Genomic DNA, 12,638 nt, shown 5'->3' with positions numbered 1-12,638 from the left:
ACCGACTCTTTTATGCCCCAATCCTCACGGCTCTTTCATTGAAATTGCGCATGACATGAGCTGATACCGAAGCAAATGCAGCACATGTTTTGATAACCAAAAAAACAGGAGATATATCTTTGCATATACCTCCTGTTATTCTTTGATGAAAAAGATTGAACTTACTTCACCATCTTTTCCATTTCTTTTGTTCGGCTATCGTCAGCTCCGTAAAGCGTGTAGTAGCACTGATATAACGGATAACTCCAGTTGGCACGTTCTTTATTTGGGTCTAAGTCACGTGCTTTCTCTAAATATCCCATTGATTCTGTGTACAAACTCTTTTGCTCTTGTGACGTGTTAAGTGCCTGCGCTTTTGAGTTGATACAGAAACCTAAATAGGTGAGTACGAGCGCATCCTTCTCATTGATAGCAATTGCCTTTTTATAACCAGCAATCGCCTCATCCCATTGACCTGCATTCATGGCTGACTGTGCTTTCATTGCCAATGCCATAAAGTTATTAGGATCTTTCTGAAGCTTCTCAGAGATGAGCTGATTCAGTTCATCTTTCTTGTTCATATTACTGTACATGGCACTCAAAGAACCGAAAACTTGGTCACTACCATTTTCTTGTACATAGAGCTGTTTCAGACTTTCAATTGCCTTCAGCGAGTCGGCATTAGAAGTCAAACCTTGCGTAATCAAGTACGATTTCAGGTTCAAAGCCTCTTTATGCGTGTCCTGCGCCGTATCCTTGAGAGCTACATCCACATATTGATGTGCCAAATCTACTTTTTTATTCTGATAAGCATAAACGGCAGCCACACGAGCTACTTCTCCTAAATATTGGTCGTAAGCAGGTTTGTTGGCTACATCCTTAAATAAATCGGCTTCAGACGAACTTACATACAAACCAAAGTTTTTCATTGCACTCTGATTATCATTCTTCTTACTTGCCTCTTGTCCCCCATTGATCAATTGTGGACGGAGGTTAAATAAACGCGTCTGATTGTTTCTATGAAACTTAGGTTTCACTTTTCCTTTCGCATTTGGCATCATGTCGTACTTATCCGCTTCGACACCAGCTGTAATGGCAGCGTGCACTGCATCATAGTAACCAACTGTATCATAAGGTTGTGACTCCCCTTTCTTCAGTTGTTCTGCGAGCATGTTCTTCTCAATGATTTCTTGCTCTTTGTTTACTTTTTCCATTGCAAGGTCTACCAACTTGTTGTAAGCCTTTGCTTTCTCTTCATTACTTGTCAATTGAGATAAATTTGATTTAATCAAACTTTCTGCCTCAACAAATGTTTTTGCGGACAGGATGGCTTTCAATGCGTCACTATCTGCGGCAAATGCCGTTGAAACTCCTAAAGCCATGGCTGCTAAGAACATTAATTTTTTCATATTCTTACATTTTTAAAATTTATTTTTAATTTAACTATCACTATCATTTTCGTCTTCGATATCATCAAAATCCACTAAAGGCGCATGGTCTTCCTGGTCTTCAGCAAGCTCTGACGGTCTCGATTCATTTTCTTCATCTTGTGTTTTATCCCACTCTGAACGGTTATCTTCTTCAAAAGAAGCCTCTAATTCCGAACTCATCGTGCGACACACACTTGCAATGATGTCATTTTTCTTAGAGAGATTGATTAAGCGAACCCCCTGTGTTGCTCTACCCATCACTCTACATTCTGCAACAGACAAGCGAATGGTGATACCACTTTTGTTGATAATCATCAAATCGTTGTCATCGGTTACATTCTTTATAGCTACCAAACGTCCAGTCTTGTCAGTGATGCTCAAGGTCTTCACACCCTTACCACCACGATTGGTCTTGCGATAATCTTCTACTAAAGTACGTTTACCGTATCCATTTTCGCTGACCACCATCACAGTCTCGTTAATAGGATCATCTACAACAATCATGCCAATCACTGCATCGTCGCCATCGTCAAGACGCATACCGCGTACACCGGTGGCTGTTCTTCCCATGACACGAATGGTTCGCTCATCAAATCTTACAGCCCTACCATTACGATTTGCCATAATCAGTTCGTTCTCACCGTTGGTCAACCGAACATCTACCACTTCATCGCCCTCGGCAATATTGATAGCAATCACACCGTTGGTACGTGGACGTGAGTAAGCTTCCAAGCAAGTTTTCTTCACAGTTCCATTCTTTGTGGCGAACACTACGTAGTGCGAATTGATGAACTCTTCGTCATCCAACCCACGTAATCGCAAGATGGCATTGATAGCATCGTCGCTTTCTATATTCAATAAATTTTGAATAGCACGACCCTTCGAGTCCTTTGTTCCTTCAGGGATGTTATAACACTTCAACCAGTAGCAACGTCCTTTCTTAGTGAAGAACAACATGGTTTGATGCATCGTGGCTGGGTAGATAAACTCTGTAAAGTCGGCATTGCGATGAGTAGCGCCCTTTGACCCTACACCACCACGAGCCTGCTCACGGAAGTCGGACAGTGGTGTTCGCTTGATATACCCCAAGTGGCTCACCGTTATCACAACAGGGTCATTGGGATAGAAGTCTTCGGCATTGAACTCATGCTCATCGGGAATGATTTTTGTACGACGATCATCACCATACTTTTCTTTCACCTCATTGAGTTCGTCCTTCATTACCTTTTTACATAGTTCAGGATCGGATAAGATGTTTTCCAAGTAAGCAATGAGTTTCTCCAACTCCTCGAACTCTGCATGCAACTGTTCCAAACGTAATCCTGTTAACTGCGACAAGCGCATATCAACAATAGCCTTGCTCTGCAACTCATCCAAGTCAAAGCGTTTCTCCAAATTGGTTTGTGCCTCGGCTGGAGTCTTACTGCCACGAATGATGTGTACTACTTCGTCAATGTTGTCGCAAGCAATAATCAGACCTTTGAGGATGTGTGCTCTGTCTTGTGCTTTCTTCAGTTCGAATTTGGTTCGACGAATGGTTACATCATGACGATGCTCCACAAAATACTTCACACACTCTTTCAGACTTAGCAAGCGCGGACGTCCATTCACCAAAGCGATGTTATTCACCGAGAACGAACTTTGCAAGGCTGTCATCTTGAAGAGCTTGTTCAAAATCACGTTGGCATTGGCATCACGCTTGACATCAACCACGATACGCATACCTTGGCGTCCCGATTCGTCATTTGCATTGGCGATGCCATCAAGCTTGCCTTCTTTTACCAAGTTAGCGATGTACTCAATCAGCTGTTGCTTATTGACGCCATAAGGTATTTCGGTAATGACAATTTTGTCATGACTCTCATCACTTTCTATCTCTGCTTTGGCACGAAGTATGATGCGCCCACGTCCTGTTTCGTACGCATCCTTTACACCCTGTAATCCATAGATATAACCTCCTGTAGGAAAGTCGGGTGCTTGGATATATTGCATCAACTCCTCCAATTCGATGTCAGGGTTGTCGATATAAGCGCAACAACCATCTATTACCTCACGCAGGTTATGCGTTGGCATGTTCGTAGCCATACCCACAGCAATACCGTTACCACCGTTTACCAGCAGGTTAGGTATCTTTGTAGGCATTACAGTTGGTTCCACCAACGTATCATCAAAGTTGTTAGCCATATCCACGGTGTCTTTGTCCAAGTCATCCATGATATGCTCGCCCATCTTTGCCAATCGACATTCTGTATAACGCATGGCAGCTGCGGAGTCTCCGTCAACACTACCAAAGTTTCCTTGACCGTCTACAAGTGTGTAACGCATGTTCCAATCTTGCGCCAAACGCACTAAAGCACCGTACACCGAACTGTCTCCGTGGGGGTGATACTTACCCAGTACCTCACCCACTACGCGCGCACATTTCTTATAGGGCTTGTCACTGGTGTTGCCGATGCCTAACATTCCGTATAATATACGGCGATGTACGGGCTTAAATCCGTCCCGAACATCTGGCAAGGCACGTGCTACAATGACAGACATCGAATAATCTATGTAGGAAGATTTCATCTCTTCCTCTATGTTAATCTTAATAATCCTGTCGTGATCGACTGTTTGATTTTCGTCCATTCTCTAATACTAAAGTTTTATTATATCCATAATGTAGAAGCTAACTATTGTGACAATCGCAGCACTTCTATCGTGTACTTTCTTATTTTCTAACGTTATTTTTTACCACGAAATTGCCTACAAGGGCATTTTTATTCGCTTAGCGGCGTTTTGTGGCGTTGTAATCATGTGCTAAAGTACGATTTTTTTTTGAATAAAATCGCTTAGAAGCAAAAAAAATCACTAATTTAAGCATTATTACGACATCAGGATGTGGAAGCCACCATCTAACAACAATTCTCAAAAACCGTCATTTCGTCTATACACCTATTATAATATATAAGGATAACGGTGTTTGAAGGTCAGAATGAAGTTCCATTGATGAAAGCTATCCAAAACCAAAAAACGGACAGTTCAAAAAAGTGTGAACTGCCATGACTTCAGACTTCACTTCTCTTGATACATGACAAGAAAATAAAGATTTTTGGAAAAAATAACCGATAATTCTCGCTGTGTGGGTACACAATTTTATATTGTAAAAAAAACATGGAAAAACATTTGGAGGAATTAAAAAAAACGCTAACTTTGCAACTGTTATCCTGAAAACAATCTTTTTACCTTAAAGGACTAATACCTATTGAAGATTAGAGGCGATCGTCTGTGAAGACCGTTGCCTTTTTTTATTTTCCTAACTTTTATGATTTTCTGTTTCCATTGTCAACAACTCCATTCACACAATTTCTAAAACAAAAACGAGGGCGTTTGAATGACGAACAAACAGGGATAGAAAAATGGGCGGAAATGTAAAATAAAAGTACTGTTTTTTAACACTTCAGCAGTTGCAAAATAGAAAAATATCAAAGCCAAAAATCCGCTTTCTAAACGCATTATTTGCTTAAGTCATGACAACAACAAGCTTATCATAATGGAATTGTACCACTAACCCATGTGAATAGCACCACTATTATCATGAGATAACAGCCTAAAATGGCTGGATGAAGAGCCAAAATAGACGAAAAAGGGCCACTTTTCAAGGCTATATCAATGCTTCAAACCCCTACTTGATGCGCTTTTTCACCTCTAACTAAAAACAAGTCACTATTAGTCAGAGACTTATAGAACATGCTTCAAAACTTGAATATTTCTGACCAAATAGTCATTCGCTTACAAATATGGAAGTTTTGGAAGTGCCTTTGTTAAAAAAATTCATAACTTTGCACCCATAAAAATTCGCCAAAAGCTCTTTGAATTTTATGCTTTTGGTACTGCGAGGTAACACACTCGCCTCTACCCTCTCTTGCCTTTGTTGCGCTTATTCTTCTGAGAATTGTTTGATTCGCTGCTCTTCACTTAACTTGCAAATCAGCAAGACGCCATCTTTTTCAACAACGATGTAATCGTTAAGTCCTTGGATGACCACCTTTTTAGATTGTGTAGCGTGCACGATGCAACGGTTGGTTTCGTATAAGAAAATATTTTGACCAATGATACCATTGCCATACAAATCCTTATTGGTATGAGCCAACAGCGAGCTCCATGTACCTAAGTCGCTCCAACCAAAGTTCGCAGGACAGACGAATATCTCTTCTGCCTTCTCCATAATGGCGTAGTCGATAGAGATATTCTCACATTCGCCATAACGAGCGTCTATCACTTCTTGCTCCTTCGCAGTACCGTACACGTTCATCATGCTTTCAAAGATATTGGCAATGGCTGGAACATAAACTCGAAAGGCATTGATAATGGTCTTCACATTCCAGATAAAAATTCCCGCATTCCAAAAATAATTGTTCTGCTGAATATACGTTTGGGCGGTTTGCAAATCGGGTTTTTCACGAAACTTATCCACCCTGAAAATCTCCTTGTTCCGCAAGGAACTCGTTGACAAGTCGGCTTGAATATATCCGTAGCCTGTCTCAGGATAGTGAGGTTTCATCCCTAAGGTAATGATCGCATCCGTTTCGCTGGCAAACTTTAACGTAGACTTAATAATACGTTGAAACTCAAAAATATCCGTTACAATATGATCACTCGGCGCAACCACGATATTAGCACTTGGATCAATGGCTTTGATTCGCCAACTCACATAGGCAATACAAGGCGCAGTGTTGCGACGCATCGGTTCTTGCAAGATATTTTGAGCTGGAACCATGGGAAGTTGTTCTTGAACGGTATGCACATATTTCTTGTTAGTGACAATCCAGACGTGATCCAATGGGCAAATATCCTTGAAACGCTCTAAGGTAAGTTGCAAGAGCGACTTGCCAACGCCTAACACATCAATGAACTGCTTGGGCTTTTCCGCTGTACTCATCGGCCAAAAGCGACTCCCTACACCGCCTGCCATAATTACTAAATGGTTGTGTGATTGATTCATATTGTCATTCATCAAAGTTATTTCATTGCAAATATAAGCAATATAAATCATAAAAAGGAACATCGCTTAAAAATTATTTTAATGTCAATCCTTTGAGATGTAGATGATGCACCACTCTTATCAAGGTGCGAGGAACGAATATAAGATAGGTGGTAGAAACATTCCATACCGAAAATTATGGATAAAAACGCATCGCATTCGTTGCCTATGTCAGCACAAAATGCTATCTTTGCAAAAAGAACGGTAAGCATCATTCGTATCCTTGCCGTTCCTTCACATAACCACTAAGTACTATTTACAAGAACATCAACATCATAACATCAATCATATGAACGACATTCAGTTAATGACACGTGCGGCTGACAATATACGAACGCTTGCTGTGTCTATGGTAGAAAAGGCAAACTCTGGTCATCCCGGTGGTGCCATGGGCGGTGCCGACTTTATCAATGTTTTGTTTTCGGAGTATTTAATATACGACCCAGATGATGCCACGTGGGCAGGGCGCGATCGTTTCTATTTAGATCCTGGACACATGTCTCCCATGCTTTATGCGACTTTGGCACTCCAAGGCAAGTTTTCTATTGATGATCTCAAGAATTTCAGACAGTGGGGTTCGCCTACAACTGGTCATCCGGAGCGGGATGTGACAAGAGGGATAGAGAACACTTCGGGTCCACTTGGACAGGGACACACATTTGCTGCAGGTGCTGCCGTTGCTGAAAAGTTCTTAGAAACAAAGTTAGGCTCGGTCATGATGCAGCATAAAATTTATGCTTACATATCCGATGGGGGTATTCAAGAAGAAATATCACAAGGCACAGGACGCTTAGCAGGAGCTTTAGGTCTTAACAATCTGATAATGTTCTATGACTCTAATGACATCCAGCTGTCCACAGAATGCAATGCCGTAACTGCAGAAAACACAGCGATGAAATATGAGTCATGGGGCTGGAACGTCATCACTATCGACGGCAACGATGTAGCTGAAATTCGTCAGGCATTGGATAAGGCGCTTCAAGAGAAAGAACGTCCTACGCTCATCATCGGTAATACCATTATGGGAAAAGGGGCATTACAAGCCGACGGTAGTAGTTATGAGCGCAATGTCAAGACACATGGCGCACCTTTAGGCGGAGATGCTTACAAAAACACGATTGAAAACTTAGGTGGTGACATCCATCACCCCTTTGCCATTGCCGGAGATGTGCAAGCATTGTATGACAATCGTGCAGAAGAACTGCGTAAAATTGTTGCGCAACGCCATGCTGCAGAAGACCAATGGAAGGCTCAACACCCAGAAAAAGCCACCCAAATGAAGGAGTGGTTCTCGGGAAATGCACCGAAAGTAGACTGGAGTAACCTTACTCAGAAAGCTGGTGCAGCCACCCGCAACGCCTCATCTGCATGCCTAAGCCTTTTGGCTGAACAAGTGCCGAACATGGTTTGTTCGTCCGCTGACCTGTCAAATTCGGATAAAACCGACGGTTTTTTGAAGAAAACACAAAGCATGGTGAAAGGTGACTTCAGTGGTGCATTCTTCCAAGCAGGTGTCAGTGAGCTGACCATGGCTTGTATGTGCATCGGTATGTATCTACATGGAGGAGTAATTCCTGCGTGTGGTACGTTCTTCGTCTTTTCTGACTATATGAAGCCTGCCATTCGTATGGCGGCGTTGATGGAAGTTCCTATCAAATTTATTTGGAGTCATGATGCGTTCCGTGTGGGCGAAGACGGTCCTACACATGAACCCGTTGAACAAGAAGCCCAAATAAGGTTAATGGAAAAACTCAAAAACCACAGTGGGAAAGATGCTGTCCGTGTGTTCCGACCTGCTGATGTTGAAGAGACTACAGTATGTTGGCAAATGGCTATGGAGAACATGGAAACCCCAACAGCACTTATCTTCTCACGTCAAAACATCGAAAACTTACCCGAAGGAACACCCTACCAAGAGGCAAGGAAGGGCGCATATATCGTGGCAGGTAGCGATGAAAAGTTCGATGTTATCTTGTTAGCCAGTGGCTCAGAGGTATCTACTTTGGTGGCTGGAGCACAACTCTTGAGAAAAGAGGGTGTGAAGGTTCGAATTGTAAGTGTGCCTTCTGAGGGGCTTTTCCGTCGACAAAGCTGCGAATATCAAAATGAAATTTTGCCCAAGAATGCCAAGATATTTGGCTTGACAGCAGGACTTCCCGTTACTTTGGAAGGTCTGGTAGGAGCCAACGGTAAGGTCTTTGGACTGGAAAGCTTTGGCTACTCTGCACCTTATAAGGTATTGGATGAGAAGTTAGGCTTTACGGCAGAAAACGTTTACAAACAAGTGAAGGATTTTTTAGCAAAGTAAGTTGTCATGAATATTAAGAAAGTTGGACTCGCCAGTGACCATGCGGGCTTCGGATTAAAGGAGGTCATTAAAGAATACCTTGATGAGAAAGGCATTGCCTACCAAGACTTCGGCACCCATTCTGAAGCTTCTTGCGACTACCCCGAATACGCTCATGCGTTGGCGTTAGCGGTAGAGAAAGGCGATGTCTACCCAGGGATAGGCGTTTGTGGATCGGGTGAAGGCATGAGCATGACCCTCAACAAACATCAGGGAATACGTGCTGCATTGGTATGGCAACCCGAGATTGCCCACATGACCAGAATGCACAACGACGCCAATGTATTGGTGTTGCCGGGTCGGTACATGGACAAAGAAACGGCATGGCAAGTCTTAGATGAATTTTTCAACACAGAATTTGAAGGTGGGCGCCATGTTCGTCGCATTGAGAAGATACCTGTTGAATAACCAACGACATCTACAAATTCCGTATGTGAGTTTGTAGATGTTTCTTTTTTTATCGTATATGAACCAGCAAGATTATCAATTTGAAGTTTGTGCCAATGGTGTTGACAGTTGTTTGGCAGCACAGCAAGGCGGAGCACATCGTGTAGAACTCTGCGCAAGCATTCCTGAAGGTGGCACTACCCCATCTTATGGAGAGATAAAGGTGGCTCGAAAAATTCTGAAGTCAACCCGTCTTCATGTGATTATCCGCCCTCGTGGGGGTGATTTCCTCTATTCGCCCATCGAGGTTGAACGCATGATAGAAGACCTACATATTTGTAAGGAGTTAGGCGTTGACGGTGTTGTATTTGGTTGTCTCACCGAAGAAGGATTGGTTGACGAGGCATTGTGTCGCAAACTCCTTACGCATTGCAAGGGGATGTCTACAACGTTTCATCGAGCCTTTGATCGCTGTAAGGACCCTTTTCAAGCTTTGGAACAAATCATCAACTTAGGTTTTGAACGCATACTCACTTCGGGTTTGCAGCCTACTGCGGAAGAGGGAATGGAATTGTTGCGCAAACTCCAGCTCAAGGCACAGGGAAGAATCCGACTGATGGCAGGTAGCGGAGTGAACGAAGAGAATATTTACCAGATAGCAAACGAAACAAATATCAAAGAATTTCATTTTTCTGCTCGCAAGAGAGTCAATAGCTTGATGACCTTTACCAACCCAAATCTCCACATGGGAAGCACCAACAACGATGATAGTTATATCGAAATTACTTCTGAAGACCGAGTAAGAAATACGATACTCGCACTCTTGGAACCCACCACCTAAATCTTTTTTGACATGAAAAAATACCTACTTGTCGTACTGACAGTCCTTTGCTGTCAATTTGCGAATGCCACTTTGCAGCAAGAAAACAATCAGGCACAAAACCAGACAACATTGGTTTTCAAAGACAGAATGCAAATCATCGGAAACCAATTCTTTGATATTAAAGGACTGAATGTGAATGACACAGAGCTACAAGCACTCCAGTTTTTATACGCTTACATGCCTGTGGCAGACGTCACCGATTACCCGACAGCCTTTTATTTGGACAATATCCGAACCACTTTTCAGATAAAAAAAGAGATGCCATGGGGAGCTACTGTTCCCGACTTATTGTTTCGTCACTTTGTATTGCCGCTGAGAGTGAACAATGAGAATTTGGACAATTCGAGAAAAATATTCTATCAAGCCTTGAAAGACAGAATAAAAGGGATGAGCATGCAAGAGGCTATACTCGAAGTGAACCACTGGTGCCATGAACATGTAACCTATACGCCATCTGATGGGCGCACTCTTTCGCCACTCGCTTGCATGAAAAATGCGCAAGGACGCTGTGGAGAAGAGAGTACGTTTACCGTTGCTGCCTTGCGTGCCGTAGGTATTCCTGCCCGTCAGGTGTACACCCCACGCTGGGCGCACACAGATGATAACCATGCTTGGGTAGAAGCTTGGGCAGACGGAAAATGGTACTTTTTGGGTGCATGCGAACCAGAACCCGTCCTCAACCTTGGTTGGTTCAACGCTCCTGCATCGCGGGCAATGCTGATGCACACCCGAGTTTTTGGCGATTATCACGGTCCTGAAGAGGTGGTGTTGCGTACCTCAAACTTCACAGAAATCAACCTTATCGACAATTATGCAAAGACAGCACGTGTCGATTTTACCATTGTCGATGAGCAACAACGCCCTGTAAATCATGCCAAAGTGGAGTTCAAAATTTACAATTATGCCGAATTTTATACCGCAGTCACCAAATATTCGGATGAAAAAGGGCAAACTTTTCTTACCGCAGGCAAAGGAGACTTATTGATATGGGCATCCAAAAACGGACATTATGGTTTCGCCAAGGCTTCGTTTGGCAAAGACAGACATGTCACGATAGTACTGAAACGCCATGCTTCAACCGATGGTCAACAAATGACTTTCGCACTCGACTCGCTCGATATCGTACCTCCAATAGAACAAGCCGTGCTGCCTACCCTCACAGAAGAGATGATTGCTCATAACAAAAAGCGGCTTGCAACAGAAGATAGTATACGGAAGTCGTACGAAGCAACATTCTATCAATCGACCAATGATGATGAGATTTCTAAATTCTTGGTAACAGCTCGTGGCAATTGGAAAACAATTGAGGCGTTTTACAAAAAACATATTCTACAAAAAGAGAGGGCATTGGCATTGCTTCGCACATTGAGTGACAAGGATTTGCGCGACATGCCTATGGAGATACTCGAAGACCATTTCAACGCAAAGAGCGACCAACTCTGTCCAAGAGTGGAGAATGAAATGATAATACGACCTTTCAAACAGCAACTGCAACAAGCCTTCGATGCCGCTACCATCGAAAGATTTCAACAAAATCCCGCATTGCTGGTAGAATGGGTGCAGAAGAATATCCGCATCAATTCCGACAAAACGGCTCTGCGCATTGCACAAACGCCTATGGGTGTATGGCAATCGAGATTGACTGACACCCGCTCACGCGACATCTTTTTTGTCGACTTGGCACGCAGTCTCAATATTCAAGCTCGCAAAGATGTGGTTACTTCCAAGGTTCAATATCGCACCCATGAGGCTTGGGTAGATGTTGATTTTGAAGCGAAACAACAGGTTACTGCTCCGCAGGGGGTACTAAAACTCAATTATCAGCCTTCCACATATTTGGAAAATCCTAAATATTACACGCATTTCACCATTAGTAAAATAGAGAATGGCGTTCCAACGCTGCTCAATTTTGAGGAAGGACAGGTTGATATGGGAGGTGGAACCACTTGGAAAAGCACCTTTGAAAACGGTGCGAAGTTAGATGAAGGAACTTATATCCTTGTGAGTGGCACCCGTATGGCAAGCGGAAATGTAAAAGCCACTTATCAGATTTTTAATATTAAAAAGAACCAAACGACTACGCTTGATTTGCATTTGCGCACCTCAACCACTGAAATCAATGTGATAGGGAACTTTGACAGCGAATCAAAATTCACACTCAACCATGAGGAAGTGAGCCTCCTTTCACAGACAGGGAGAGGATATTATGTACTTGGTATCATTGGCGTAGGACAAGAACCTACTAATCATGCCCTAAGAGATATTGCTAAATTAAAGGCAGAATTTGATCGTTGGAATCGTCCTTTCGTGCTTCTTTTTGAGTCGGAAGAAGATGCCAAGAAGTTTAAGGCTAACGAATTTGGACAATTACCCAAGAGAACTATCTTCGGAATTGACGCTTCTGGCAGTATCAAGAAGCAAATTATCAACCAAATGAAACTGAAAGATGCACGTCAACTCCCAATCTTTTTGATTGCTGACACGTTTAACCGCGTGGTGTTTACTTCGCAAGGATACACCATTGGCTTAGGAGATCAACTGCAATACACGATTCATCATCTGTAAGTCGTCATACACTTATTTGCAAAA

General features: G+C 42.8%; 7 protein-coding genes. 4 read left to right on the top strand and 3 right to left on the bottom strand.

The window, feature by feature from the left end:
- Positions 1-161: 161 nt before the first annotated feature.
- The 3 genes from BN35_RS01835 to BN35_RS01825 all read right to left on the bottom strand — a co-directional run bounded on the left by BN35_RS01835 (position 162) and on the right by BN35_RS01825 (position 6,393).
- Positions 162-1,388 (bottom strand): tetratricopeptide repeat protein, encoded by a 1,227-nt coding sequence (locus tag BN35_RS01835; protein WP_025071714.1) that lies wholly within the window; start codon positions 1,386-1,388, stop codon positions 162-164.
- 30 nt (positions 1,389-1,418) lie between these two features.
- Positions 1,419-4,037: a DNA gyrase subunit A gene (gyrA, locus tag BN35_RS01830; protein ID WP_028900881.1), complete on the bottom strand. Its 2,619-nt coding sequence runs from the start codon at positions 4,035-4,037 to the stop codon at positions 1,419-1,421.
- Positions 4,038-5,328: 1,291 nt separating this feature from the next.
- On the bottom strand, positions 5,329-6,393 hold the full coding sequence (locus tag BN35_RS01825) for a mannose-1-phosphate guanylyltransferase (RefSeq protein WP_028900882.1): 1,065 nt from the start codon (positions 6,391-6,393) through the stop codon (positions 5,329-5,331).
- 328 nt (positions 6,394-6,721) lie between these two features.
- Between BN35_RS01825 and BN35_RS01820 the strand changes: the two genes are divergently transcribed.
- The 4 genes from BN35_RS01820 to BN35_RS01805 are packed head-to-tail and all read left to right on the top strand — an operon-like array spanning position 6,722 to position 12,614.
- On the top strand, positions 6,722-8,740 hold the full coding sequence (locus BN35_RS01820) for a transketolase family protein (RefSeq protein WP_025071715.1): 2,019 nt from the start codon (positions 6,722-6,724) through the stop codon (positions 8,738-8,740).
- Between the two features lie 6 nt (positions 8,741-8,746).
- Positions 8,747-9,187 carry a ribose 5-phosphate isomerase B gene (rpiB, locus tag BN35_RS01815; RefSeq protein ID WP_025071716.1) on the top strand — a complete coding sequence of 147 codons (441 nt, stop codon included), beginning with the start codon at positions 8,747-8,749 and terminating at the stop codon, positions 9,185-9,187.
- A 58-nt stretch (positions 9,188-9,245) separates the two neighbouring features.
- Positions 9,246-10,007 (top strand): copper homeostasis protein CutC, encoded by a 762-nt coding sequence (locus BN35_RS01810; RefSeq protein WP_025071717.1) that lies wholly within the window; start codon positions 9,246-9,248, stop codon positions 10,005-10,007.
- A 12-nt stretch (positions 10,008-10,019) separates the two neighbouring features.
- Entirely contained in the window at positions 10,020-12,614 is a 2,595-nt protein-coding gene (locus BN35_RS01805; protein WP_025071718.1) for a transglutaminase-like domain-containing protein, read from the top strand.
- Positions 12,615-12,638: the final 24 nt, after the last annotated feature.

Source organism: Hoylesella timonensis 4401737 = DSM 22865 = JCM 15640 (assembly GCF_000455445.1).
Taxonomy (GTDB): Bacteria; Bacteroidota; Bacteroidia; order Bacteroidales; family Bacteroidaceae; genus Prevotella; species Prevotella timonensis.
The sequence above is the reverse complement of the archived record's forward strand: the minus strand, read 5'-3'. Positions and strand labels throughout refer to the sequence as shown.

What these genes read in the sequence shown, in the direction of transcription:
- BN35_RS01835 (WP_025071714.1), bottom strand. Translation starts at nt 1,388, where the DNA reads ATGAAAAAATTAATGTTCTTAGCAGCCATGGCTTTAGGAGTTTCAACG.
- gyrA (WP_028900881.1), bottom strand. Translation starts at nt 4,037, where the DNA reads ATGGACGAAAATCAAACAGTCGATCACGACAGGATTATTAAGATTAAC.
- BN35_RS01825 (WP_028900882.1), bottom strand. Translation starts at nt 6,393, where the DNA reads ATGAATCAATCACACAACCATTTAGTAATTATGGCAGGCGGTGTAGGG.
- BN35_RS01820 (WP_025071715.1), top strand. Translation starts at nt 6,722, where the DNA reads ATGAACGACATTCAGTTAATGACACGTGCGGCTGACAATATACGAACG.
- rpiB (WP_025071716.1), top strand. Translation starts at nt 8,747, where the DNA reads ATGAATATTAAGAAAGTTGGACTCGCCAGTGACCATGCGGGCTTCGGA.
- BN35_RS01810 (WP_025071717.1), top strand. Translation starts at nt 9,246, where the DNA reads ATGAACCAGCAAGATTATCAATTTGAAGTTTGTGCCAATGGTGTTGAC.
- BN35_RS01805 (WP_025071718.1), top strand. Translation starts at nt 10,020, where the DNA reads ATGAAAAAATACCTACTTGTCGTACTGACAGTCCTTTGCTGTCAATTT.